23 protein-coding genes and 1 tRNA gene are annotated in these 23,658 nt (G+C 66.1%); 10 read left to right on the top strand and 14 right to left on the bottom strand.

Annotated elements, in window-relative coordinates:
- Position 1 precedes the first annotated feature (1 nt).
- The 3 genes from FFS35_RS08470 (at position 2) to FFS35_RS08460 (ending at position 2,786) form a co-directional block, all read left to right on the top strand.
- Positions 2-721 (top strand): SDR family NAD(P)-dependent oxidoreductase, encoded by a 720-nt coding sequence (locus FFS35_RS08470; protein WP_137786635.1) that lies wholly within the window; start codon positions 2-4, stop codon positions 719-721.
- A 62-nt stretch (positions 722-783) separates the two neighbouring features.
- Complete coding sequence (gene proB / locus FFS35_RS08465) at positions 784-1,884, top strand: glutamate 5-kinase (RefSeq protein ID WP_137786634.1); 1,101 nt, start codon at positions 784-786, stop codon at positions 1,882-1,884.
- Entirely contained in the window at positions 1,881-2,786 is a 906-nt protein-coding gene (locus FFS35_RS08460; protein ID WP_137786633.1) for an NAD(P)-dependent oxidoreductase, read from the top strand. Before proB ends, FFS35_RS08460 begins: the two co-directional genes overlap by 4 nt.
- A 6-nt stretch (positions 2,787-2,792) precedes the next feature.
- Here FFS35_RS08460 and FFS35_RS08455 read toward each other — a convergent pair whose 3' ends face one another.
- The 9 genes from FFS35_RS08455 to FFS35_RS08415 all read right to left on the bottom strand — a co-directional run bounded on the left by FFS35_RS08455 (position 2,793) and on the right by FFS35_RS08415 (position 10,359).
- Entirely contained in the window at positions 2,793-3,113 is a 321-nt protein-coding gene (locus FFS35_RS08455) for a YnfA family protein (protein ID WP_137786632.1), read from the bottom strand.
- A 32-nt stretch (positions 3,114-3,145) separates the two neighbouring features.
- On the bottom strand, positions 3,146-3,766 hold the full coding sequence (gene eda / locus FFS35_RS08450; RefSeq protein ID WP_137786631.1) for a bifunctional 4-hydroxy-2-oxoglutarate aldolase/2-dehydro-3-deoxy-phosphogluconate aldolase: 621 nt from the start codon (positions 3,764-3,766) through the stop codon (positions 3,146-3,148).
- A complete protein-coding gene (gene glk / locus FFS35_RS08445) occupies positions 3,766-4,731 on the bottom strand; it encodes a glucokinase (RefSeq protein WP_137786630.1) in 966 nt (321 codons plus the stop codon). The genes eda and glk overlap by 1 nt, the downstream gene beginning before the upstream one ends.
- Positions 4,732-4,734: 3 nt before the next feature.
- Positions 4,735-6,546 carry a phosphogluconate dehydratase gene (gene edd / locus FFS35_RS08440; RefSeq protein WP_137786629.1) on the bottom strand — a complete coding sequence of 604 codons (1,812 nt, stop codon included), beginning with the start codon at positions 6,544-6,546 and terminating at the stop codon, positions 4,735-4,737.
- 44 nt (positions 6,547-6,590) lie between these two features.
- On the bottom strand, positions 6,591-7,298 hold the full coding sequence (gene pgl / locus FFS35_RS08435; protein WP_137786628.1) for a 6-phosphogluconolactonase: 708 nt from the start codon (positions 7,296-7,298) through the stop codon (positions 6,591-6,593).
- A 33-nt stretch (positions 7,299-7,331) separates the two neighbouring features.
- Positions 7,332-8,798, bottom strand: a complete 1,467-nt coding sequence (gene zwf, locus FFS35_RS08430) for a glucose-6-phosphate dehydrogenase (RefSeq protein WP_137786627.1) — start codon at positions 8,796-8,798, stop codon at positions 7,332-7,334.
- Between the two features lie 13 nt (positions 8,799-8,811).
- Complete coding sequence (gene argC / locus FFS35_RS08425; RefSeq protein ID WP_137786626.1) at positions 8,812-9,729, bottom strand: N-acetyl-gamma-glutamyl-phosphate reductase; 918 nt, start codon at positions 9,727-9,729, stop codon at positions 8,812-8,814.
- Positions 9,726-9,917: an SH3 domain-containing protein gene (locus FFS35_RS20305; RefSeq protein ID WP_249341531.1), complete on the bottom strand. Its 192-nt coding sequence runs from the start codon at positions 9,915-9,917 to the stop codon at positions 9,726-9,728. Before FFS35_RS20305 ends, argC begins: the two co-directional genes overlap by 4 nt.
- 70 nt (positions 9,918-9,987) lie before the next feature.
- A complete protein-coding gene (locus tag FFS35_RS08415; protein WP_249341535.1) occupies positions 9,988-10,359 on the bottom strand; it encodes a MarR family transcriptional regulator in 372 nt (123 codons plus the stop codon).
- Between the two features lie 203 nt (positions 10,360-10,562).
- Here FFS35_RS08415 and secG point away from each other — a divergent pair, with 203 nt between their 5' ends.
- Together secG and FFS35_RS08405 are read left to right on the top strand one after the other, a co-directional pair.
- Positions 10,563-10,916 carry a preprotein translocase subunit SecG gene (gene secG, locus FFS35_RS08410; protein ID WP_137786668.1) on the top strand — a complete coding sequence of 118 codons (354 nt, stop codon included), beginning with the start codon at positions 10,563-10,565 and terminating at the stop codon, positions 10,914-10,916.
- A gap of 89 nt (positions 10,917-11,005) precedes the next feature.
- The gene (locus tag FFS35_RS08405; RefSeq protein WP_137786624.1) at positions 11,006-12,640 is read left to right on the top strand and encodes a CTP synthase; all 1,635 of its coding nucleotides are present in this window, start codon (positions 11,006-11,008) and stop codon (positions 12,638-12,640) included.
- Here the strand turns inward: FFS35_RS08405 and FFS35_RS08400 are convergent.
- The 5 genes from FFS35_RS08400 to FFS35_RS08380 all read right to left on the bottom strand — a co-directional run bounded on the left by FFS35_RS08400 (position 12,637) and on the right by FFS35_RS08380 (position 15,827).
- Complete coding sequence (locus tag FFS35_RS08400; RefSeq protein ID WP_349290321.1) at positions 12,637-13,533, bottom strand: FAD:protein FMN transferase; 897 nt, start codon at positions 13,531-13,533, stop codon at positions 12,637-12,639. The two genes, FFS35_RS08405 and FFS35_RS08400, sit on opposite strands and share 4 nt — an antisense overlap.
- A gap of 77 nt (positions 13,534-13,610) precedes the next feature.
- A complete protein-coding gene (locus FFS35_RS08395) occupies positions 13,611-14,447 on the bottom strand; it encodes a DUF4198 domain-containing protein (protein WP_137786623.1) in 837 nt (278 codons plus the stop codon).
- Between the two features lie 25 nt (positions 14,448-14,472).
- On the bottom strand, positions 14,473-14,955 hold the full coding sequence (locus tag FFS35_RS08390) for a DUF2271 domain-containing protein (RefSeq protein WP_171007567.1): 483 nt from the start codon (positions 14,953-14,955) through the stop codon (positions 14,473-14,475).
- A gap of 12 nt (positions 14,956-14,967) precedes the next feature.
- Positions 14,968-15,588, bottom strand: a complete 621-nt coding sequence (locus FFS35_RS08385; protein ID WP_137786665.1) for a PepSY-associated TM helix domain-containing protein — start codon at positions 15,586-15,588, stop codon at positions 14,968-14,970.
- A 165-nt stretch (positions 15,589-15,753) separates the two neighbouring features.
- A tRNA-Cys gene (locus tag FFS35_RS08380) sits at positions 15,754-15,827 on the bottom strand.
- A gap of 148 nt (positions 15,828-15,975) precedes the next feature.
- Between FFS35_RS08380 and FFS35_RS08375 the strand changes: the two genes are divergently transcribed.
- The 5 genes from FFS35_RS08375 to FFS35_RS08355 all read left to right on the top strand — a co-directional run bounded on the left by FFS35_RS08375 (position 15,976) and on the right by FFS35_RS08355 (position 23,577).
- Positions 15,976-16,644, top strand: a complete 669-nt coding sequence (locus FFS35_RS08375) for a protein-L-isoaspartate O-methyltransferase (RefSeq protein WP_137786622.1) — start codon at positions 15,976-15,978, stop codon at positions 16,642-16,644.
- A gap of 9 nt (positions 16,645-16,653) precedes the next feature.
- A complete protein-coding gene (locus FFS35_RS08370) occupies positions 16,654-18,159 on the top strand; it encodes a TolC family outer membrane protein (protein WP_171007566.1) in 1,506 nt (501 codons plus the stop codon).
- 37 nt (positions 18,160-18,196) lie between these two features.
- Entirely contained in the window at positions 18,197-18,679 is a 483-nt protein-coding gene (locus FFS35_RS08365; RefSeq protein WP_171007565.1) for a DUF2497 domain-containing protein, read from the top strand.
- Between the two features lie 64 nt (positions 18,680-18,743).
- The gene (locus FFS35_RS08360; protein ID WP_137786621.1) at positions 18,744-20,789 is read left to right on the top strand and encodes a S9 family peptidase; all 2,046 of its coding nucleotides are present in this window, start codon (positions 18,744-18,746) and stop codon (positions 20,787-20,789) included.
- A 40-nt stretch (positions 20,790-20,829) separates the two neighbouring features.
- A complete protein-coding gene (locus FFS35_RS08355; protein ID WP_137786620.1) occupies positions 20,830-23,577 on the top strand; it encodes a valine--tRNA ligase in 2,748 nt (915 codons plus the stop codon).
- Positions 23,578-23,658 lie beyond the last annotated feature (81 nt).

Here is a 23,658-nt window from a genome sequence, read left to right as displayed (position 1 = left end):
TATGACCGACCAGAACAAGCCGCTCGCGGGGAAGCTCGCGCTCGTAACCGGTGCCTCCCGCGGGATCGGGGCCGCTACCGCCGTCGCGCTCGCCGAAAGGGGCGCGCACGTCATCATCACCGCGCGTTCGGCGAAGGAGCTTGAGGCGGTGGAGGAGGCGATATTCGGCGCAGGCGGTTCCGCCACGATCGCGCCGCTCGATCTGACCGAAACCGATGCGATCGCGCGCCTCGCCGCGGCGGTGGGGGAGCGCTGGCAGGCGCTGGACGTGATGGTGCTCAACGCCGGCACGCTCGGCTCGCTCGCGGCGGTCCCGGCGATCGACGCCAAGGAACTCGCGGCGGTGCTGACGCTCAACGTTTCGGCCCAGGTGGCGCTGATCCAGGCGTTCGATCCGATGCTGAAGCGCGCCGAAGCCGGCAAGCTGATCGCGATCACGTCTTCGGTGGGGCGCAAGCCGCGCGCTTACTGGGGCGCGTATGGCGCGTCCAAGGCGGCGATGGAAACGCTCGTCGCGGCGTATGGCGACGAGGTTGCCGAGATAAGCCGCATCCGCACAGCGATCATCGATCCGGGCGCCACCCGGACGAAGATGCGTGCCCGCGCCTATCCGGGCGAAGACCCCGCATCGGTGAAGGAGCCGCGCGTGGTTGCCGAGCGGATCGCCGCACTTGCCACAGAGGGCTTCGACAACGGTCTTTTCGAGCGCGTCGAAGGCTGATCGCCCGCGCGACGCAAGCGAGTGATTGGCGTCGCGGGCGGCACGCGCTAACGCGGGCGTCGATGCTGTTCCCACCAGACACCTGTGCACGGATCGTCGTGAAGATCGGGTCCGCGCTGCTCGTCGATGGCGAGGGCGGGGTGCGGCGGGCGTGGCTCGAGGGCATCGCCGCCGACATCGCGGAACGAACGCGGGCGGGGCAGCAGGTAGCGGTCGTCTCGTCTGGCGCTATTGCGCTGGGCGCGCGGCGCCTGGGCCTCGCCAAAGGGGGCCGCGCCAGCCTGGAGGATGCGCAGGCGGCGGCGGCCACCGGGCAGATCGCGCTTGGGCATACGTGGGCGGAGGTGCTCGGCGGTGAAGGGCTGACAGCCGCGCAGATCCTGGTGACGCTGGACGATCTGGAAGACCGGCGGCGCTATCTCAATGCCGCCGCGACGCTCGGGCGGCTGCTGCATCTCGGTGTCGTTCCGATCATCAACGAGAATGACAGCGTGGCGACCGAGGAAATCCGCTTCGGCGACAATGACCGGCTGGCAGCGCGCGTGGCGCAGGCCGCCGGCGCGCAGGGCGTGGTGCTGCTGTCCGATATCGACGGGCTGTACGATCGCAATCCGGCACTCCCCGGCGCGCGGCATATCGCGCGGGTCGAGCGGATCGACGCGAAGGTGGCGGCGATGGCGGATACGGGCTCCGCGTCAGGCATGGGATCTGGCGGCATGGTGTCCAAGATTCAGGCCGCGCGGATCGCCGGTGGGGCGGGGGTGGCGCTGGCGATCGCGTCCGGCCGGATCGAGCGGCCATTGTCGACCGCGGCGCGCCACACGATTTTCGTCCCGGAGAAGCGGGCGCGGGCGCGCAAGGCGTGGCTGGCCGGGCGCCTGACCGCCAAGGGCGTTATCACCGTCGACGAGGGCGCAGCGCAGGCGTTGACGACGGGGCGCAGCCTGCTCGCCGCAGGCGCCACGGGCGTTTCGGGACGATTCGCGCGGGGGGATGTGGTGACGATCGACGGGCCGAACGGTGCGATCGCGCGCGGCCTTTCGGAATATGATGCAGCCGACGTCCGGCGCCTGCTCGGCCGGCGCAGCGACGAGCAGGAGGCCATTCTGGGCTATGCCCCCCGCACCGCACTGGTTCATCGCAATCACATGGCGCTGTTGTGATCCTGGCGCTGACGGGCGGCACCGGCTTCGTCGGCGGCCATGTCATCCGCCGCGCGCTGGAGGCTGGCCACCAGGTTCGCGCGCTCGCCCGCCGGCCGCAGGCGGAGCGGGCCGGGGTGACATGGCTGACAGGCGCGCTGGATGAGCCGTTGGCGCTTGCCGCGCTGGTCGCGGGCGCCGATGCGGTGATCCATATCGCAGGCGTGGTGAATTCACCTGATCGCGCCGGCTTCGTCGCCGGCAACATCGAGGGCACGCGCACGCTGGCCGCCGCGACGCCGCCGGGCACGCGCTTCGTCCATGTATCCTCGTTGTCGGCGCGCGAGCCGGCGCTTTCGATCTATGGCTGGTCGAAGCACCAGGCAGAAGAGATCGTCGCCGCGTCCGGCCTCGCCTGGGATATGGTGCGACCGCCGGCGATCTATGGGCCGGGCGATATGGAGATGCTCGATCTGTTCCGTTTCGCACGCCGCGGCATCGCGATCACGCCGCCACGGGGGGTGCTGTCGCTGATCCACGTCGATGATCTGGCGAGGTTGCTTGTGGCGCTTGCGGAAACGCCGGCGAGCGCCACCATCTACGAAGTGGACGATGGGCGCGAGGGCGGCTGGACGCAGCGTGATTTCGCGGTCGCGATCGGTGCGGCGGTCGGGCGCCGCGTCCACCCGCTGGCGCTGCCGCCGGCGTTGCTGCGGCTGGGCGCGCGCATCGACGGCCTGTTGCGCGGCAAGCGTGCAAAGCTGACCGCCGACCGCGTGGCCTATTTCTGCCATCCAGACTGGACGATCGATCCCGCGAAACGGCCCGCCGCCTCGCTATGGACGCCGCGCATAGCGAGCGAGGCCGGCCTTCGGCAAACCGCGCAAAGCTATCGCGACGCGGGGCTTTTGCCGGGCCGCTAGGGGCGGTCAGCCACGCGGCCCGCACAAGATGATGGCCGCGCCGACCAGGCATATGGCGGCACCCACCATATCCCAGCGATCGGGCCGTACCCCCTCGGCCAGCCACAGCCACAGAACCGCCGATACGATATAGACGCCGCCGTAAGCCGCATAGGTGCGCCCCGCCGCCGCGCTTTCGACCAGAGTCAGCAGATAGGCGAACAGGCAGAGCGACAACACGCCCGGGGCCACCCACCAAGCCGACTTTCCCAAGCGCAGCCAGGCCCAGAAAGCGAAGCAGCCGACGATTTCCGCGAAGGCAGCGCCGACAAAGGCCAGCCCGGTCATCGCCGTTGCTCGCGCGCATCCTGCCGCACGTGTCAGCGCAAACCGCTCGCCGCCCGTGCTTTCGCCTCCACCGCCGCCATGCTCGCGCCAGCAGGCGTTACCCAGCTTCCGCCGACGCACAGCACCGGATCGAACGCGAGCCAATCGGCAGCGGAGGCTTCGGTGATGCCGCCGGTGGGGCAGAAGCGGCATTGGTAAAAGGGCGCCGCCAGCGCCTTCAGCGCCTTCAATCCGCCGCTGGTTTCGGCGGGGAAGAACTTGAAATGGGTGAGCCCGAGATCCAGGCCGCGCATGATGTCTCCGGCGGTCGCGATACCGGGCAGAAAGGGTAAGCCGCTGTCGATGATGGGGCGCGCCAGTCGCTCCGTCAGCCCGGGTGAAACGATGAACTCGGCCCCCGCGGCCATAACCTGCTCGAACTGATCGGTTGAGACCACGGTGCCCGCGCCGACGATCGCGCCGGGCACTTCCTTCATCGCGCGGATCGCATCCAGCGCCGCGGGGGTCCGCAGCGTCACCTCCAATACCCGGAGACCGCCCGCCACCAGCGCCTCGGCGAGCGGCCGGGCGGCTTCGGCGTCTTCGATAACGAGAACGGGGATCACCGCGCTGGTGCGCATGATGGCGTCGATCGGTGCGGTGATGGTGGGCATCAACTATGCTCCTGGGCGAAGGCGGCAGCCGCGCCGAACAGGCCGGGCTGCGGATGGGTGATGAGCTTCACCGGAATGGCCGCCATCATCGACTGGAAGCGCCCCTTGGCGATAAAGCGGTGCGCGAAGCCGGAATGCAGCAACCGATCCTTGATGCGCAGGCCCAGCCCGCCGGCGATCACCACGCTGTTCGCCCCATGCGCCAGCGCAAGATCGCCGGCAACCGCGCCGAGCGCGAGGCAGAAGCGATCGAGCGCCGCCAGCGCGATCGGATCCGTGCCCTCCAGCGCTTCCTGCCAGATCGCCTTGTCGTCTCGTTCAGGGGCGGACCGGCCCTCCATGGCGGCGAGCGTCTCGTAAATCGCGACAATGCCGGGGCCGGCGCAGATGCGCTCGGCGGACACGCGGGTGAAGATATGCCGAAGTCGCTTGACCAGCGCATCCTCAATCCCGTCGAGCGGGGCGTAATCGATGTGCCCGCCCTCCGTCGGCAGCACGTGATAGCGATCGGTGGTGCGCAGCACCTGCGCCACGCCAAGCCCGGTGCCGGGCCCGCAGACCGTGGTCACGCCGCTCGCGGCGATCGGCTCGTCGGGGCCGCACAGATGCTCGAACTGATCGGGCGGCAATTGCGCCACGGCATGGCCAACCGCGCCGAAATCGTTGATGACGGTATAGGTTTCCGCGCCCAGCCGTGCCGGGATCAGCGAGGGGCGGATCACCCAGGGGTTGTTCGTCAATCGGATCATGTCGCCCGTGATCGGCGAGGCGATCGACAGCGCCGCGGCCGGGGGCAGGGCGCGTGGCTGCGCGGCGGCGAACGCCTGCCACGCCGTCTGTAACGACGCATGATCGGCGGTTTTCAGCGTCACAGGCTCGGCAAGGTGCCGGACGCGCCCGTCCGCGACTTCGGCGATCGCGAAGCGGGCGTGGGTGCCGCCGATATCTACTGCGACGACCTCCATCGCTTACAACCCCGCACCGGCCAGCATCGCGCTTGCGCCTTTTTCCGCCTCGTCGGCCAGGCCGCGGAACATGCCGAACAGTTCGCGGCCAAAGCCGTCTGCCGCGGCCGGGGCGGCAGCATGATCGCGCACCAGCCATTCCGCCGGATCGACCAGCGCGTCGATCGTGCCCGCCACCGCATCGACGCGGATCAGGTCGCCGTCGCGGATCAGCCCGATCGCGCCGCCGCCCAGCGCCTCGGGCGACACGTGGATCGCGCAGGGCACCTTGCCGCTCGCGCCGGACATGCGGCCATCGGTGACGAGCGCGACACGAAAGCCCCTGTTCTGCAACACGCCGAGCGGCGGGGTGAGCTTGTGCAATTCGGGCATCCCGTTCGCGCGCGGACCCTGAAAACGCACGACGACCACGACATCGCGCTCCAGCTCGCCGCGCCTGAACGCGTCGAGCACGTCGACCTGATCGCTGAACACGCGGGCCGGGGCCTCGACGATCCAGCGATCGCGCTCGACCGCCGAAACCTTGATGCACGCACGGCCGATATTGCCCTGAAGGATCCGCATCCCACCATCGGGGGAAAAGGGCGCGGCGGGCGTGCGCAGGATCGTATCGTCCCCGCTCACGCCCGGATCGCGCCATATCAGCGTGTCGTTTTCAAGGGCGGGCTTGCGTGCGGCTTCCGCCAGGGAAGCGCCGCCCGCCGTCAATATATCATCGTGCAGATGCCCGCTCGCACTCAATTCGCGGATCACGAAGGCCATGCCGCCAGCCTGTTCGAACGCGTTCACATCGGCGGAGCCATTGGGATAGACGCGCGCGATCAGCGGCACCGCGCCGGAAAGCCGGTCAAAGTCCTCCCAGTCGATCACGATTCCCGCCGCGCGGGCGATCGCAGGAACGTGAAGCAGGTGATTGGTCGAGCCGCCCGTCGCCAGCAGCCCGACCGCCGCGTTGACGATCGCGCGCTCATCGACGCAAAGCCCGAGCGGGCGATAATCGTCGCCGCGCCAGCCGATGCCGGCAACACGGTGGACGGCGGCGCGGGTAAGTTCCTGCCGCAATCGGGTGCCGGGATTGACGAAGGCGGCGCCGGGGATGTGCAGCCCCATCACCTCCATCATCATCTGATTGGTGTTGGCGGTGCCGAAGAAGGTGCACGTGCCCTGATCGTGATAGGCGGCGATTTCCGCCTCCAGCAGCTCCTCGCGCCCGCATTCGCCGGTGGCGTAGCGTTCGCGCACCGCCGCCTTCGCCTTGTTGGCGAGGCCGGAGGGCATCGGGCCGCCGGGCACCAGCAGCATCGGCAGATGCCCGAAGCGCAGCGCCCCCATCAACAGGCCCGGCACGATCTTGTCGCAGATGCCGAGCAGCACTGCGCCCTCGAACGTGCCGTGCGATAGCGCAATGGCGGTCGCGAGCGCGATCGTGTCGCGGCTGAACAGCGACAGCTCCATTCCGGGATAGCCCTGCGTCACCCCGTCGCACATCGCCGGAACGCCGCCGGCAACCTGGGCCGTCGCGCCCACTTCGCGCGCCCAGACCTTCATCAGTTCCGGGTAGCGATAATATACCGCATGGGCGGAGAGCATGTCGTTATAGGCGGTGACGATGCCGATGTTCATGCCGGCGCCGGCTTTCATCGCCTCGCGATCCTCCGGCGTACCGGCATAGGCATGCGCCAGATTCGCGCAGCCCAGCGAGGGGCGGCCGATCCACATCTCCCGCTCGCGATCGAGCAGATCAAGATAGCGGGCGCGGCTATCGCGGCTGCGCTCGACAATGCGATCGGTTACGGCGCTGACGACGGGGTTCATTCAGGCTCCCACGATTGATCCTGGCCCGAAGAGCGGCGTGCCGCTCAGGGCGCCCAGTGGATATCCACCGGCAGTTCCGCATCCGCAAGCACCCGGCCGATCGGGTAAGGGGAACCAGCGCCCGCCGCGATGGCATCCTCGATCACCTTCTTCTTTGCCGCGCCCGTCACGGCAATCATCAGCGCGCGCGCCGTGACGATGCCCTGACGCGAGATGCTGACGCGTGCGACCGGCGCGTCCGATGGCAGCGGATCGGGCATGACGCCCAGGGCGCGCCGCTCGCGCGGGCCATTCAGCGCCTCATCATAATCGGCACCCGGAAAGATCGACGCGGTATGCCCGTCCGCGCCCACACCCAGCAGGCAAAGGTCGAGCGGCCAGTGCAGATCCTGCAAGAGCGCATCCGCCGAGCGCCCGGCGGCCTTATAATCGTCGACCGCCTTGGGCACGATCGGAATAACCCGCGCCCCCTTTGGAATGAAGGTCTTGCCGATCATCGTGACGTTCGAGAGCGGATCACCCAGCGGCACGATGCGCTCGTCGGTGGGCACGATCGTTACGCGCTTCCAGTCCAGCTTCGTCGCGGCGAGCTTTTCATACACCGGCACCGGCGTCTTGCCGCCGGCCAGCGCGATCACCGCCGCGCCGCGCGCATCGATCGCGCTTTCGATGATGAAGCCGATATCTCCAGCGACGGCATCGGCCATCTCGGCCGCGTCGTCATATTCCCACCATTCGATTTCTTCGCTCATATGCCTTCCAAACGCGGGATTTGCCGCAAAATATCAATCGTCGATCCAGGTGACGCCGTCCCGCTCGGTCAGCGCGATCGCGGCGGACGGCCCCCACGTTCCGGCTGGATAATGTTTCGGCTTCATGTCGTTGGCGACCCAGCCGGCGCGGATCGCATCGATCCACGTCCATTGCGCCTCCACCTCGTCGCGCCGAACGAACAGCGTCTGATCGCCCTCGATAAGGTCCAGCAACAACCGTTCATAGGCGATGCGACGGCGCGTGCCAGCGAATTCCGCGTCAAGGCTGAGGTTCAGCGGCACTTCGCGCAGGCGGATGCCGTCACGATCGAGGCCAGGTTCCTTCGCCATGACGAGCAGCTGGACATATTCTTCCGGCTGCAACCGGATGACGAGGATATTAGGCTGTAGCAGGCCACCGCGCCCCGTGAACATCGAATGCGGAACGGGCTTGAACTGGATCGCGATCTCGGAATGCCGTTCCGGCAGGCGCTTGCCGGTACGCAGGTAGAAAGGCACGCCCTGCCAGCGCCAGTTATCGATATGCGCCTTCACCGCGACGAACGTCTCGGTATTGGAATCCTTTCCGAGTTCCTCATCGTAACCCTTGACGATCTCGCCTTTGACCGCACCGCCGGTATATTGGCCGATCACCGTGTTCTGCGGCACTTCGTCCGGCTTCATCTGTCGGAGTGAGCGGAACACCTTGGCCTTCTCGTCACGGATCGCGCCAGTATCATAGCGGGCCGGCGGCTCCATCGCGATGAGCGCGACAAGCTGGAGGATATGGTTCGCCACCATGTCCCGCAGCGCGCCGGCGCCGTCATAGTAGCTCGCGCGATCCTCCAGACCGACCGTTTCCGACACGGTGATCTGGACGTTATCGATCCCGCGCGCATTCCACACCGGTTCGAACAGGGAATTGCCGAACCGCAGCGCCAGAATGTTCTGGACGGTTTCCTTGCCCAGATAATGATCGATGCGGAAGATGCGCTCCTCGGGAAAGACGCGCGCCACCGTATCGTTGATCTCGCGGCTGGAGGCGAGATCGTAACCTAGCGGCTTTTCCAGCCCGATCCGCACCGTATCGCCGGCAAGGCCAACCGTTTCCAGCCCGTTCACCGCCGGCTCGAACAGCGACGGCGCGGTCGACAGGAAGATGGCGAGCCCGCCCGACACGTCTCCCACCTTTTCCGCGAGCGGCTTGAACGTCTTCTGGTCCGAAAGGTCGGCCGGTTGGTACGACAGCCGATCCAGGAAACTGGCCACCGCCTTCCCGTCCTTGCGCTCGGCGGGCAAAAATTTGTCCAGTGCCTCCTTCGCGAATTTGCGAAATCCCTTGTCATCCAGATCGGACCGCGCGGAGCCGGTGATCAACAGATCCTCGGGCAGGAGATTGTCCGCGTGGAGACCGTAAAGCGACGGCAACAGCATCCGCTGCGACAGATCGCCGGTCGCGCCGAACAGAAGAAGCTTTGAGACGGGATTACGCTGCATCATCTTTCCCGAAGGGTCAGAGGGTAAGGCCCGCCAGCGGGTCCAGCCCCGCCATCAGGTTCAGATTCTGCACGGCCGCGCCGGACGCGCCCTTGCCGAGATTGTCCAGGCACGCGACGAGGCGGGCCTGCGCATCGTCCGGCCCGGCGAAGACATACAGATCGAGCCGGTCGGTTCCCGCAGCGCCTTCGCGCACCAATAGTTCGTCGGGCTGGTCGTCATGGACGGTGACGATCGGGCTGCCGCCGAACGCCGCGGACAGCGCCGCCACGATCGCTGCGCGATCCGGGCGCGCCGGCAGCAGCGCCAGCGGCAACGGCACCTCCACCACCATGCCTCGCAGGGCACGGATCACCATCGGCGCGAAGATCGGCGCATGCGCGAGGCCGGCATGACGCTGCATTTCGGGCAGGTGCTTGTGCGCCAGCCCGAAACCATAATCGCGATAGGCCAGCGTCTCGTCGCGTTCGAAACGTTCGATCAGCGCCTTGCCGCCGCCCGAATAGCCGGACACCGCATTGACCGTCAGCGGCCAGCTTGCCGGCACCAGCCCGGCGCGGACCAGCGGCGCGATCAGCGCGAGAAAGCCGGTCGGATAGCAGCCGGGGTTCGACACCAGCCGCGCATTGGCGACATCGAAGCCAAGCTCGGGAAAGCCGTAGGTCCAGCCGTCCGCGACCCGGTGCGCGCTGGAAGCGTCGATCACGCGGGTGCGCGGGTTGTCGATCATCAGGACCGCTTCCCGCGCGGCATCGTCAGGCAGGCACAGGATGACGAAGTCCGCATCATTCAACGCTTCGCGCCGCGCATCGCGATCTTTCCGGCGAGCCTCGTCAAGCAGAACGAGCGAGAGCCCGTCCCGCCCCTCGAGCCGCTCGCGGATTTCGAGGCCGGTGGTGCCGACCACGCCATCGATGAAGACACTCGCGCTCACTGCGTCGATTCCAGCAGGGTGGCGTCGACATAACCGACCAGACCGTGCGCGGTGGCGATTCCCCATCCGTCGTCCCCGGTCACATCGAGCAGCTCGAAAGCTTCGCCGGACGCGAGCTTCGCGATTACCTCCGAATCGCGTGCACGCGAGGCGCGCAGGTTTGTCGCGCGCGCGAGAACGCGCGGCACGGCAGCGGCGTAATGAGGCGCAAACACATATTCGGCGAGACGAACGTCCGCGATATCCGGGCGAACTGCGTTAGTCAGCGGATCTAGCGGGCGCGACCGGCCCGTCAGCGCGAACGTCCGCCGCGCGCGTGCCTGGCCGGACGGAAGCCCGCTTTGCATCGTCGATGAGTTGACCGAACTCCCCAAGAAAATCTGCCCCTTCGGATGTCTGCGCGACAAATATGTTGCGCTTGTCGCTGTCGTCGCGCTGTCGGCGCAGATAGCCGAGCGCACCCAGCCTGTTCAAGGCGCGCGTGACAACCGGTTTCGATACGTTCAGATTCTGGGCAAGACCGCGAACCGTGTGCGGGCCGGGCAATAGATAGACGACCATGAGAAGTGCCATCTGCCGGTTGGTCAGATCGGGCTCCCCCGAGCGTACGTAATCGACCAGCGTGTTCATCCACGAGCTCAACGTGCGCTTGGAAGAACTCGGCACAGGGGCGATCCGGTACGAAGGGGTCGACATGGGTACGTCCATGGCGCTTCAACGCCGTAACGCCGCGGTGGTTTCAGCGGTGTCGCGAATTCGCGATGGTTGATGTTGGCGGTGTGGTCGCCTATGTGCCCGGCGGTCGGCCCGCAGGCCAGTTTTTCGGAATTCAGATGTTCACCTTCCTTCTCGTCGTCCATGCCATTATCGCCGCCGCCCTGGTGACGGTGATCCTGATGCAGCGTTCGGAGGGCGGCGGGCTTACTTCGGGCGGCAGCCCCGCAGGGCTGATGTCAGCACGCGGCGCCGCGGATTTCCTGACGCGGGCGACGGCGGTGCTGGCCACGTTGTTCGTGCTCATGTCGATCGCACTTGCTGTCATCTCGGCGACGCGCAGCACCACCTCGGTCGATACCTCGCTGCAACGCGCGCCGGTCAACGCTCCGGCAGCCCAGCCGCAGCAGCCGGTTAACACCGCGCCCGCCGCGCCGCCGCCGGCCGATAACGGCGTGCCGCTGGCGCACTGACGCGGAACACCGTTTGCCGGATTTTATCGTGCCTGCGGGTCCGCAGGCGCTTGTCGTTTTCATTGGTTCGAGGCTAAGCGTTTACTCCCATGGCGCGGTTCATTTTCATCACCGGCGGCGTGGTCTCCTCGCTCGGCAAGGGTCTCATGGCGGCATCGCTCGCCGCGTTGCTTCAGGCGCGCGGCTATCGCGTGCGCATCCGCAAGTTCGATCCGTACCTCAATGTCGATCCAGGCACGATGAGCCCGTATCAGCACGGCGAGGTCTATGTGACGGACGACGGCGCCGAGACGGACCTGGATCTCGGCCATTACGAGCGATTTACCGGGGTGGCGGCGCGCCAGAGCGACAACATCACCTCCGGCCGGATCTATCAGCAGATCATCCAGCGCGAGCGACGCGGCGATTACCTCGGCGCCACTGTTCAGGTGATTCCGCACGTTACCGACGCGATCAAGGAATTCGCCAAGGCGGAGACGGATGATCTCGATTTCGTGCTGTGCGAGATCGGCGGCACGGTGGGCGATATCGAATCGCTGCCGTTCATCGAATCGATCCGTCAGCTCAAGAACGAGGTCGGGCGTGGCAACGCCATTTCGATCCATGTCACCCTGGTGCCGTATATCGCCGCCGCGGGGGAGCTGAAGACCAAGCCGACGCAGCATTCAGTGCGCGAGCTGGCGGCGCTCGGTGTGCAGCCGGATGTGCTGGTCTGCCGCTGCGAACAGCCGCTTCCGGCAGGCGAGCGCGCCAAGATCGCGTTGTTCTGCAACGTGCCCGAATCAGCCGTTATCCCGGCGCTTGACGCCAAGAGCATCTACGCCGTGCCGCTGCAATATCATGCCGAGGGCCTTGATTCGGAGGTGCTCCGCGCCTTCGGGATCACCCCGTCTTCGCCGCCGGATCTCACCCGCTGGAAGGAGATCGTCGATCGCCTGACCAACCCGGAGGGCGAGGTTACGATTGGCGTGGTAGGCAAATATGTCGGGCTGCAGGATGCCTACAAATCGCTCAACGAGGCGCTGGTCCATGGCGGCATAGCGAACCGGGTCAAGGTGAACATCCGCTGGATCGACGCGGAACTGTTCGAGGGCGACGATTCGGAAATCGCGGCGCATCTTGAGCCGTGCCACGCGATCCTCGTCCCGGGCGCATTCGGTGAGCGCGGTGCGGAGGGCAAGATCGCCAGCGTGCGCTTCGCCCGCGAGCGCGAAATTCCTTATTTCGGCATCTGCTTCGGGATGCAGATGGCATGTATCGAAGGCGTACGCGATCTCGGCGGGATCGCCGACGCCTCCTCGACAGAATTCGGCCCGACCGAAGAGCCGGTGGTGGGGCTCATCACGGAATGGATGGGCCGCGACGGGCTGGAGAAGCGCGAGGCGAGCGGCGATCTGGGCGGCACGATGCGGCTTGGCGCGTATGAAGCGGCGCTCGGTGGGAACAGCCGCGTCGCCTCGATCTATGGGGGCACGACGATCCACGAGCGCCATCGCCATCGCTACGAGGTCAACACCGCCTATCGCGATGTGATGGAGCAAGGCGGGCTGGTGTTTTCCGGGATGTCGCCGGACGGCACGCTCCCCGAGATCGTGGAGCGGCCCGATCATCCGTGGTTCGTCGGCGTGCAATTCCACCCGGAACTGAAATCCAAGCCGTTCGACCCGCATCCGCTGTTCGCAAGCTTCATCGAAGCGGCGGTGAAGCAGAGCCGGCTGGTCTAATCCGCCAGCATCGCGTGGAGAGCGGGGCTGAGCCGTTCCGCCCCGTCATCCAAGACGAGTCGCGCCGCGATGTGGTGGCGCGTGGCGAGGGCAAGGCCGGCAGACGCGCCCAGCACCACGAGCGCGCTCGCCCAGGCATCGGCATCCGTCGCGCTGGTGGCGACGACGCTGGCGGCAATAACGTCATTGGCGGGCGGTCTTCCGGTGCGCGGATCGATATTGTGATCGCCCCGCACATACCGTCCGGAGGTCGCGACCGCGATGCCGTGGAGCGCGATCCGCAGCGGGGGCAGGTCGAGCCCCGGCGGATTCTCCAGATCGACCCACCAGGGTTCCCCATCGGGCCGTATGCCGCGCCCGGCCAACTCGCCCCCCACCTCGACCAGCGCGTGCCGCAACCCGTGCGCCATAAGCAGATCGGTGATCGTGTCGGCGGCATATCCCTTCGCGATCCCGGACAGATCGAGCGACAGCCGGCCCGGCTGACGGAGGCTTTGCCGTGACGCGTCCCATGCCAGCCGCTCCCAGCCGCAGCGATCACGGGCATCGGCGATCGCGAGGTCGATCGGCACCGGCTGCGGCCCGGGTGGCCCGAAGCCCCACAGATCGACCAGCGCTCCGAGAGAGGGGTCGAACGCGCCGTCGCTGAGGCCGGCGATCAGCAGCGCCCGCGCGATTACCGAAGCGAAGTCCGGTGGCAAAGAAAACCACGTTCCCGGCGGCGCGCGGTTGAAGCGGCACAGCAGCGACGTATCATCCCAATGGCTCATCTCGGCCACCAGCCCGGCGAGTCGCGCGGCGATCGCGCGTTCGACGGCGCGCATGTCGCTGCCGTGCGGGGCGGAGACGAGAATGCGCCAGCGTGTGCCCATCGTCGCACCCTCCAGGGTCACGATCGGCGCCGTCCGATCGTGGCCTGCAAGAAGCGACGGATCGATCGCGGCTGGAAGCGCGATGCGAGGCGCGTGGCTCAGGGCGTCATGACCTCGAGCGTCGTCGCGTAGCTCATCCGCCGCTCGGTCGCCTTCGGGTTGCTGGTCCGCGCATCGGTGGCGGTGGCGTTGAGCCAGTACATCCCGGCTGCCGGCCACTTGAACGTCATCATGCCATCATTTCCGGTGATCAGTTCCACCGCGCCTTCCGCGTCGCGATAGCGCTTGCCGCCGGGGATCACCGTCACCTTTATTCCTGCCGCCGGCTTGCCGTCGATCAGGAAGCGAAAGCGCGCGGCCTCGCCCGATATCAGTTCATCCGGGTGGGTGACGGGATCGAGTTCCAGTCCCTTGCCGGTCGGCTTGAATACAGTGGTCGTCGGCTCACCGGCGGTGACGAAGATCTCGTTGCGGCCGAGCGTTTCGACGATCTTCACGTCGGTGGCGTTCGCCGGAATGTCGTTGATCGTCAGCGGGGCGGGCGCGCCGGGCTGGGGCGGGCCGCGACGGCCGATACGCTGCTCCACGCCATTCGCCTTGAAGCTGCCCATGAAGCCGGTCATCTCGGCGCCGATCTTCCAGGTGCCCGGCTTGTCGAGCTTCACATCGAATACAGCGCGATAGCGGCCGGTCGCGCCGTTCTGGATCGCGCCGGGCGTGCCGTCCGGCTGCGATACCTTGATCGATTCGTTCCGGCCCGGCTGGTGATCGGCGAAAAACAGGTCGTTCGATACCGCATTGTCCACCGTCACCCAGCTGTCCGTGCCGGAAAAGACCGTGCCCGACGGCAGCAGCCACATGCGATGCGCGGAAAGAGCGGCCGGCATAGAGAGCAGCGCGGCGGCGGTAAGCAGGCGTGTTGTCAGCTTGTTCATGGTCATGCTCCCGGGAAAGGCGTGCTCAGCGGACCTCGATCGTGCCGAGTTCGTGGCTGCCACCCGCGCGGCCTTTCGCGGTGGGCACCGTCAGGGGGACGGATACGATCTCTCGCCCGCCCGTCTCGCGCGCTGCCTCTGCGTTGAGCACATAGGCGCCCGGCTTCAGATCGGCGGGCAGGGGGATCTGATACTGGCCCGGAGCACGCGTCGCACCGCTGACGCCGTTCGCGGGCAACGACAGGCTGCGCCCCCCCTTGCGCCACCAGGCACGCAGGTCGGACAGCCATTTTGTGCCCGGCTCCTTGCCGCCCTTCTTGACGTCATACCAGACCGCGAGGGTTCGCGCCGCGCCGCCGCCTGCCGGCTCGAGCCATATCGCGACATAGGGCCGGTGATATTCCGCGACCGACAGCCGCGGAATGGTGATGGTGATCGTTTCCGCGTTCGCGGAAGCGGACACGATTGCTCCTCCCAGCGTCAGCATCAGCGCGGAACTCGAACGCATCGTAAAATCCTTTCAATGGATCAGGAACAGGGCAATCAGCCCCGGGATCACCAGCCCCGCGCCGACCAGCGGCCAGGTCGACGGGCGATGGCGGGCATGAAGCTGCAGCAACAACAGGCCGGTGATCGTGAACAGGATGCAGGCGCCGGCGAAGGCATCGATGAACCAGAACCATGCGTCGCCCGCATTGCGGCCCTTGTGAAGATCGTTGAGATAGGAAATCCAGCCACGATCGGTGATCTCGGCCGTTATCTTGCCGCTCGCGCGATCGATACTGACCCACGCATCGCCACCCGGGCCCGGCATCGCGACATAGACTTCGCTGTCGGACCATTCCCCCGCGCGGGCCATCGGATCGAGGCCGACCTCATGCTTCACTGCCGTGGCGACCTGCGTCGGCAGCGGTGCGTCATTGCTTCGCGGATGGGCGAGCGCGGCGCGCAGCGGGGGCGGAAGATCGCCCGACCGCTGCTGCACCGCTGGCGAAGCACCGATCGACGCGGCATGATTCAGCGTGATTCCGGTGATCGCGAACAGCAGCATGCCGATCAGCGACACCGCCGCGCTCACCCAATGCCATGTGTGAAGCTGTTTCAGCCACCAGGTGCGCACGCGCCGGCGCGGCGGGCGCATTACTGGGGCAGAGGGAGCGGAGCCGGTCACGGATGTTGCCGTAGCGACCCAATCGGCGGCAGGCAACAGCTATTGCGAGGCACTCGCGATATCTCGCCGCATCAACGCGATTCGCGCGCAATCGTCCCGCAAACGGCGCGGGTTTCACGGTCTCATGGCGGAAGATGGAGGCCCGACCGGGAATCGAACCCGGGTGCAAGGATTTGCAGTCCTCTGCGTCACCACTCCGCCATCGGGCCTCGATATGCGGGAGCGGGCTGATGCGTCGGCGGCAGCGCCGTGTCAAGCGCGCCGCAATGGTTGGCCTCGCGCCGGGGACGCGATACAAGCCGCATGAGCGCTTTAGTGTATTGCGCGAATAAAACAGTTGTGCGACAGGGCATGTTGATGATGGCGACCACTACCTTGACGAATGATTTCGAGGCGATGCGCACCGCAATGGTGGTGAGCCAGCTGCGCCCCAACGCGGTGAACGATCCGCGCGTCGTGACGGCGATGGCGCGGGTTGCGCGTGAGAAATTCGTGCCGTCCGAAGCGGCCGCGCTTGCCTATCGCGATACATCTGTCGCTCTCGGCAATGGCCGGTCGGCGAACCTGCCGATCGCGACTGGCCGGCTGCTGACAGAGGCGCGGCTGCTTCCTGGCGATCGGGTGCTGCTGATAGGGGCTGCGACCGGATATACGGCGGCGGTGCTCGCCGGTTTGGTTGCGCACGTCGTCGCGGTTGAGAGTGACGCCGATCTGCTCGCGCGCGCGCGCGCCGCGCTCGCCGATACAGCCGCAGTCGAGCTGGTCGAAGGCCCCCTGGAACAGGGGTACGCGGCCGGTGCGCCCTATGACGCGATGATTGTCGATGGCGCCGTGGAAGAATTGCCTCAGAGCCTGATCGTGCAACTCCGCGAAGGGGGACGGGTCGCGACCGGGCTGATCGATCGCGGCATCACGCGGCTGGCGACGGGGCGACGCACGGGCACCGGGTTCGGGGTCGCGGATTTCGCCGATATCGAAACGGTGGTGCTGCCGGGGTTCGCGCGGCGGCGCGGGTTCAGTTTCTGAGGTATTAAGGTGGGCCGCTACACATCCATCCTCGCGCTTGCCGCGACGCTCGCCGGGCCGGCTTCTGCGGAAACGCTCCGAGAGGCGCTCGCCAAGGCATATCACGACAACCCCACGATTACTGCGGCGCGTGCACAGCAGCGCGCGACCGATGAGAACGTGCCGATCGCCAGGGCGGCCGGACGCCCCGGCGTGGCCGCGACAGGATCCGTGGCGGAGAATGTGATCCGCACCGGTAATTCCTTCACCACGCCGGAGCGGATCGGGCAGGGATCCGTATCGCTCAACGTTCCGATTTTCTCTGGTGGTGCCGTGCGCAACTCGGTTCGCGCGGCTGAAACGCGTGTCGAGGCGGGGCAGGCCGGGCTGCGCGGAACGGAGGCCACCACCTTCACGAATGTCGTCAGCGCCTATAACAACGTGTTGCGCGACGAGGCGATCGTCAGCCTGAACGCGCAGAACGTTAAGGTGCTTGAAACCAATCTGAGGGCGGCGCGGGATCGCTTCCAGGTCGGCGATCTGACCCGCACCGATGTCGCCCAGTCCGAGGCGCGATTGAGCCTCGCACGCGCGCAGTTTCAAAGCGCGCAGGCGACATTGATCTCCAGCCGCGAGAGCTATGTCCAGTTCGTTGGTGACGCGCCGGGAATGCTGGAGCCGCCGCCACCATTGCCCAATCTTCCAGCAACGCCCGATGCGGCGGTCGATGTAGCGCTGCAGGACAATCCGACTCTGATCGCTTCCCGCCGGCAGCGCGATGCGACGCGCTATGATGTGAAAGTGGCGCAGGCGGGCCGCCTGCCGACGGTCGGCGTCGGTGTTGGCGAGAATTACACCAACTATCTGGGGTCGCTGGGTGCGGGCACAGGGCTTGGCGTGGGGCAGAGCGGTGCCTCCACCTCGGTGGGTCTCAATCTGTCGCTGCCGATCTTCCAGGGTGGGCGCCCCGGCGCACAGATCAGGCAGGCGCAGGCGTTACGCTCGCAGGCGATCGAGAATACAACCGCCGCCGAGCGGCAGGTCATCGCGCAGACGCGCTCCGCTTTTGCCGTTTGGCGCTCGGCACTTGAAGTGATCCAGTCGTCCGAGGCTGCGGTGAGCGCGAATCGGCTGTCGCTGGAAGGCGTCCGCGCCGAAAACAGTGTCGGCAACCGCACGATCCTGGATATTCTCAATGCCGAACAGGAATTGCTCAACAGCCAGGTGACGCTGGTGACGGCGCGACGCGACGCCTATGTCGCGGGCTTCGCGCTGCTTGCCGCGATGGGTCGCGCCGAGGCGCGTGACCTGGGGCTGGATGGCGGACCGCTCTACAACCCGGCCGATAACTACAATGCCGTGAAAAACCGTTTTTCCGATTTCGGCAGCGCGCCGTCGCCCACGGAAATCTCGCCGACTACAGCGAAAGTGCCCGCGCAGAACGCCACTGTCACCCGTCCGCTTGATCCCGAGCTTGATACAAGTGTTGACAGGAGCGCGCCATTAACCACAGGTGAGCATACACCGAACCGCTAAACCGGCGCGTTCGCGAAGCAATGGTGGAACGTCGCGTATGGGGGACGCTAGCGCCGAGCCGTCGATGGAGGACATTCTGTCCTCGATCAAACGGATCATCGCCGAAGAGGGAGAGAGTGTGCAGCGGTCCCGCCGCCCGTCGGTCCGGCCTGTTCCCTCGATCGTTCCCCCGCCGCCCGCCAACGAGCCGGAAGAGGTGCTGGAGCTGAGCCATCCCATGCCGACCGTGCCCGAATCACCGCCGCCAGTGGCGACAGCCTCTTTTGCCCCCCCAGAACAACCGATACGCAAAGGCGAGGCCATTGTGTCGCAGCAGACAGCCGATGCCACGCGCGGCGCGCTCGACGCATTATCGCGATTGCTGGTGAAGCCGGAGCCGGAAAGCGATGGCACGCTTGAGGGGCTGGTGCGCGAGATGTTGCGCCCGATGCTGCGCGATTGGCTCGACTCGAACCTGCCGGTGATAGTCGAATCGATCGTGGCCCGCGAAATCGCGAAGATCACGAACACCGGCCGCTGATCGCCGCGCGAATCGCGCACGGAAAGATTGTCGCAGAAGAGACGATCTGCTCTATCTTTGCGGCATGAAAGCGCTTTCCGTCGCGAGTCTGCTCGCCATCGCCACTGCCGTCGCTGTTCCCGCCTCGGCGCGCCCGCTCACCATCGACGACGTGACAATGCTGTCGCGTGTCAGCTCGCCGACCGTTTCCGCCAATGGCAAATGGCTTGTCTGGTCGCAGCGCGAAACCGATCTCGCTGCCAACAAGGGGCGGTTTGATCTCTGGAAACTCGACCTGACGAAGCGCGGCGCGCAGCCCGAGAAGCTGGTCGCGGATCCGGCGGTGAACGAAAGCAACCCGCAGATCGTCGGCGATACCGTTTATTTCTCGTCCGATCGCGGTGGCGATGATGCGATCTGGGCTGTGCCCGTTACGGGGGGCACGCCGCGCCGGATCACCGATTTCAAGGGCGGTTTCGGCGGGTTCAAGGTGGCACCTACCGGCGACCGTGTCGTCGTCTGGGCTGACCGCCGCCCCGGCGCGCCGTCGCTCGAGCCGGCCAGGGAAAAGAAAGACCCGAACGCCGGCGAAGCACGAACCTACGATCAGCTTTTCGTGCGACACTGGGACACATGGGCGGACGGCACGCGCTCGCAACTTTTCGTCCTTCCGCTTTCGTCGGCCGGAGCGCCCGGCAATGGCAAAGCGATCGTCGGTGCGCTGGTCGGCGACACGCCTTCGAAACCTTCCGGCGGCGGCGAGGAGCTGAGCTGGTCACCAGACGGCAGGACGATCTATCTCGCGATGCGCGAGGCGGGGCGAATCGAGCCGCTGTCCACCAATCTCGATATCTTCGCGGTGCCAGCCGATGGCAGCGGCGCGCCGGTGAACCTTACCGTTGCCAACAAGGCGACTGACAATCAGCCGGTCGTTTCGCCGGATGGGCGCAGGCTGGCGTGGTTCGCGATGCGTCGTCCCGGCTATGAGGCGGACCGTCAGGTGCTGACGATTCGCGATCTGGCCTCCGGCAAGACGGTGTCGCTCACCGAACGCTGGGATCGCTCGGTCGGCTCGATCGCCTGGGCGCCCGATTCGAAATCGCTCTACGTCACGGCGGAGGACACGCAGGAAAATCCGCTGTGGCGCGTCGATGCGCAGAACGGTCAACTCACCCGCCTGACGCAGGAGGGCAATGTCTCTTCCGTCAGCGTCACGCCGGGCGGCGTGATCGTGACGATGAACAGCCTCACCGCACCGGATGATTTCTATCGCATCACCGGCACGGGTGCTCCGGAACGCCTGACCTCCGTCAACGCGGCGAAGCTGGCTGGCGTGGATATGCCGGAGGTGACGCGATTCAGCTTCAAGGGCGCGAATAACGATACTGTGTGGGGCTATGCGGTGAAGCCGGTCGGCATCACCGGCAAGGCGCCGATCGCTTATATGGTGCACGGCGGTCCGCAGGGTTCTTCAAACAACAGCTGGTCCTATCGCTGGAATCCGGCGGTGTTCGCGGGTGCGGGTTATGGCCTGGTCGCGGTCGATTTCCACGGCTCGACCGGCTACGGGCAAGCGTTCACGGATGCGATCCGCAGCAATTGGGGCGGCTGGCCGCTGGAGGATCTGAAGAAGGGCCTCGCCGCCGCGACGGATAAATTCCCGTGGATGGACGCCAATAACGCGTGCGCGCTTGGCGCCTCTTATGGCGGCTATATGATGAACTGGATCGAGGGCCAGTGGCCCGATCGCTTCAAGTGCATCGTTCAGCACGACGGCGTGTTCGATGCCCGGGCCATGGCCTACGAAACCGAGGAGCTGTGGTTCGACGAATGGGAGCACGGCGGCAAGGCCTATTACGAGGATCCGGCCGCGTTCGAGAAATGGAATCCGGTGAATTACGTCGACAGGTGGAAGACGCCGATGCTCGTCATCACCGGCGAGAAGGATTTCCGCATTCCTTATACACAGGGCCTCGCCGCCTTCACCGCGCTGCAGCGCCGCGATATACCCTCGCGGTTGATAGTGAACCCCAACGAGAACCACTGGGTGCTGAAACCGCGCAATTCGCGGCAATGGTATCGCGAGGTGCTGGGCTGGATGGGCAAGTGGACAGGGAACGGCGCGCGATAGCGCGGCTTTTCTTTTGGCGTGTCCCGGCTAAAGCCGGGGCATGACCGAACTGCCCAAGACCTTTGATCCCGCCGCAATCGAATCCCGCTGGTATAGCCATTGGGAGGATAATGGCCTGTTCCGTCCAGACCGGCCTGGCGCGGAACCCTGGACGATCGTCAACCCGCCGCCCAATGTGACCGGATCGCTGCACATCGGGCATGCGCTGGACAACACCCTGCAGGATATCCTCGTCCGCCACGCGCGGTTGAAGGGCAAGGATGCCTTGTGGGTGGTCGGCACCGATCACGCAGGCATTGCGACGCAGATGGTGGTCGAGCGCCAGATGGCCGAGCGGCAGGAGAAGCGCACCAATTTCTCGCGTGAGGATTTCGTCGCCAAGGTGTGGGAATGGAAGGCGGAAAGCGGCGGCGCGATCACGCGCCAGCTCCGCCGCCTCGGCTGCTCGATGGACTGGGCGAACGAACGTTTCACGATGGACGAGGGCTTCAGCAAGGCGGTGCTGAAGGTGTTCGTCGATCTGCACCGGCAGGGCCTGATCTATCGCGACAAGCGCCTGGTGAACTGGGACCCGGGCCTCGGCACCGCGATCAGCGATCTGGAGGTCGAGACCCGCGAGGTTCAGGGCAAGTTCTGGCACCTGCGCTATCCGCTGGAGGACGGCAGCGGCTTCATCTCGGTCGCGACGACGCGGCCCGAAACGATGCTGGCCGACATGGCCGTCGCGGTGAACCCGGAGGATGAGCGGTACAAGGCGCTGATCGACAAGCGCGTGAAGCTGCCGATCACCGGCCGGCTGATCCCGATCATCCCCGACGAGCACGCCGATCCCGAACTCGGATCGGGCGCCGTGAAGATCACGCCGGGGCATGATTTCAACGACTTCGAGGTCGGCCGCCGCGCCGGGATCGAGGCGCGCGACATGCTCAACATGCTCGATGCCAAGGCGCAGGTGACGCAGGTGGCGGACGACCTGATCCCGGCGGACCTGATTGGCATCGACCGCTTCCAGGCGCGCAAGCAGGTGGTGCAGCGGCTTGAGGACGAGGGCTTTCTGGAGCGCATCGAGGATCGCGTGATCCAGACGCCCTATGGAGACCGCTCCGGCGAGGTGATCGAGCCGTGGCTGACGGATCAATGGTATGTCGACGCCGCGACGCTGGCGAAACCGGCGATCGAGGCGGTGACCTCCGGCAAGACGCGCATCGTGCCGAAGACGTGGGAGAAGACGTATTTCAACTGGATGGAGAATATCCAGCCGTGGTGCGTCTCGCGGCAATTGTGGTGGGGGCACCGCATCCCGGCGTGGTTTGGGCCCGCTAAAGCGGAAGACGAAAATCCAGCGGTCCGGACTTTTAGTTTCGGCACAAAAATCTTCGTCGCGGAAACCGAGGATCATGCGCTCGCTCAGGCCCAAGAATATTACGGTGCAGGTGTCGAGGTAGATGTCGTAGACGCTGACAAGGCGTTTCGGTCGCCGGGGGGGATAGGGGAATTACCCGAGCGTAAGGTTATCTATCGCGACCCCGACGTCCTCGACACCTGGTTCTCCTCCGCGCTCTGGCCGTTCGCCACGATGGGCTGGCCGGAGGATGCCGACCCCACGCTCCACGGCCGCTACCCCAATGACGTGCTGATTTCCGGCTTCGACATCCTGTTCTTCTGGGACGCCCGCATGATGATGCAGGGCCTGCATTTCATGAAGGATGTGCCGTTCCGCACGCTTTATCTACACGGGCTGGTCCGCGCCGCCGATGGCGCGAAGATGTCCAAATCGAAGGGCAATACGGTCGATCCGCTCGGGCTGATCGATAAATATGGCGCGGATGCGCTGCGCTTCTTCATGGCGGCGATGGAGAGCCAGGGCCGCGACATCAAGATGGACGAGAAGCGCGTCGAGGGATATCGCAACTTCGCGACCAAGCTGTGGAACGCCAGCCGCTTCTGCCAGGCCAATGGCATCGGCGGCTCGACGACGCTGGAGCCGCCCGCGGCGAACGCGGCGGTCAACAAGTGGATCGTCGGCGAGTGCGTGAAGGCGATCCAGTCGGTCGATCTGGCGCTGGCGGAACTGCGCTTCGATGCCGCCGCGAACGCCATCTATCATTTCGTGTGGAGCCAGTTCTGCGACTGGTATCTGGAACTGATCAAGGGCCAGATCGATGACGAGACGCGCGCGGTGGCGGGCTGGGTGCTCGATCAGGTGCTGGTGGTGTTGCATCCGTTCATGCCATTCATCACCGAGGAACTGTGGCACGCGCTCAGCCCGCGGGAACATGAACTGATCGTCGCGAAATGGCCCATACCGGATGCGCGCGCGATCGATCCGGCCGCTGCGGCCGAGGTGGATTGGCTGATCCGGCTGGTGAGCGATGTTCGTTCGAGCCGAACTGAACTCAATGTGCCACCCGGTGCGCGACTGCCATATGCCGTTTCCGAACCGGGCGCGGAAACCAGCGCGCGGCTTGAGCGCAACGCCGCCACGATCGCCCGCCTCGCGCGGATCGCGCCGGGCGAGGTGACGGGCGGCAGCGCGCAAGTCGTGGTGGATGAGGCGACCTATCGGCTCGGTCTGGGCGAAGTGATCGATCTCGACACCGAACGCGCGCGGCTCGCCAAGGCGATCGCGGCGGCGGAGAAGGAACGGGATGCGCTGGCGGGGCGGCTCGGCAACCCGAGTTTCGTTGAGCGGGCCAAGCCGGAAGCGGTGGAAAAGGCGCGCGCCGATCATGCGGAGAAGGCCGCCGAGGCAGAGCGGCTCGGGGCGGCGCTGGCGCGGCTAGGATAAGATATTCGCCGGCGCGCGGCCGGCGTTAGCAGGACGGGCGACAGGCGGCGCCGTTTCCGCCCTTGAGGAGTCTGGCGCAGG

It is taken from the genome of Sphingomonas sp. 3P27F8 (assembly GCF_005502745.1).
In the GTDB taxonomy this organism is placed as follows: domain Bacteria; phylum Pseudomonadota; class Alphaproteobacteria; order Sphingomonadales; family Sphingomonadaceae; genus Sphingomonas.
This window is presented reverse-complemented; position numbering and strand designations above follow the sequence as displayed.

Excerpts from the sequence above, each read along its gene's own strand:
- FFS35_RS08470 (WP_137786635.1), top strand. The coding sequence starts at position 2 with ATGACCGACCAGAACAAGCCGCTCGCGGGGAAGCTCGCGCTCGTAACC.
- proB (WP_137786634.1), top strand. The coding sequence starts at position 784 with ATGCTGTTCCCACCAGACACCTGTGCACGGATCGTCGTGAAGATCGGG.
- FFS35_RS08455 (WP_137786632.1), bottom strand. The coding sequence starts at position 3,113 with ATGACCGGGCTGGCCTTTGTCGGCGCTGCCTTCGCGGAAATCGTCGGC.
- eda (WP_137786631.1), bottom strand. The coding sequence starts at position 3,766 with ATGCCCACCATCACCGCACCGATCGACGCCATCATGCGCACCAGCGCG.
- glk (WP_137786630.1), bottom strand. The coding sequence starts at position 4,731 with ATGGAGGTCGTCGCAGTAGATATCGGCGGCACCCACGCCCGCTTCGCG.
- edd (WP_137786629.1), bottom strand. The coding sequence starts at position 6,546 with ATGAACCCCGTCGTCAGCGCCGTAACCGATCGCATTGTCGAGCGCAGC.
- pgl (WP_137786628.1), bottom strand. The coding sequence starts at position 7,298 with ATGAGCGAAGAAATCGAATGGTGGGAATATGACGACGCGGCCGAGATG.
- zwf (WP_137786627.1), bottom strand. The coding sequence starts at position 8,798 with ATGATGCAGCGTAATCCCGTCTCAAAGCTTCTTCTGTTCGGCGCGACC.
- FFS35_RS08415 (WP_249341535.1), bottom strand. The coding sequence starts at position 10,359 with ATGAACACGCTGGTCGATTACGTACGCTCGGGGGAGCCCGATCTGACC.
- secG (WP_137786668.1), top strand. The coding sequence starts at position 10,563 with ATGTTCACCTTCCTTCTCGTCGTCCATGCCATTATCGCCGCCGCCCTG.
- FFS35_RS08405 (WP_137786624.1), top strand. The coding sequence starts at position 11,006 with ATGGCGCGGTTCATTTTCATCACCGGCGGCGTGGTCTCCTCGCTCGGC.
- FFS35_RS08395 (WP_137786623.1), bottom strand. The coding sequence starts at position 14,447 with ATGAACAAGCTGACAACACGCCTGCTTACCGCCGCCGCGCTGCTCTCT.
- FFS35_RS08390 (WP_171007567.1), bottom strand. The coding sequence starts at position 14,955 with ATGCGTTCGAGTTCCGCGCTGATGCTGACGCTGGGAGGAGCAATCGTG.
- FFS35_RS08385 (WP_137786665.1), bottom strand. The coding sequence starts at position 15,588 with ATGCGCCCGCCGCGCCGGCGCGTGCGCACCTGGTGGCTGAAACAGCTT.
- FFS35_RS08375 (WP_137786622.1), top strand. The coding sequence starts at position 15,976 with ATGATGGCGACCACTACCTTGACGAATGATTTCGAGGCGATGCGCACC.
- FFS35_RS08365 (WP_171007565.1), top strand. The coding sequence starts at position 18,197 with ATGGGGGACGCTAGCGCCGAGCCGTCGATGGAGGACATTCTGTCCTCG.
- FFS35_RS08360 (WP_137786621.1), top strand. The coding sequence starts at position 18,744 with ATGAAAGCGCTTTCCGTCGCGAGTCTGCTCGCCATCGCCACTGCCGTC.
- FFS35_RS08355 (WP_137786620.1), top strand. The coding sequence starts at position 20,830 with ATGACCGAACTGCCCAAGACCTTTGATCCCGCCGCAATCGAATCCCGC.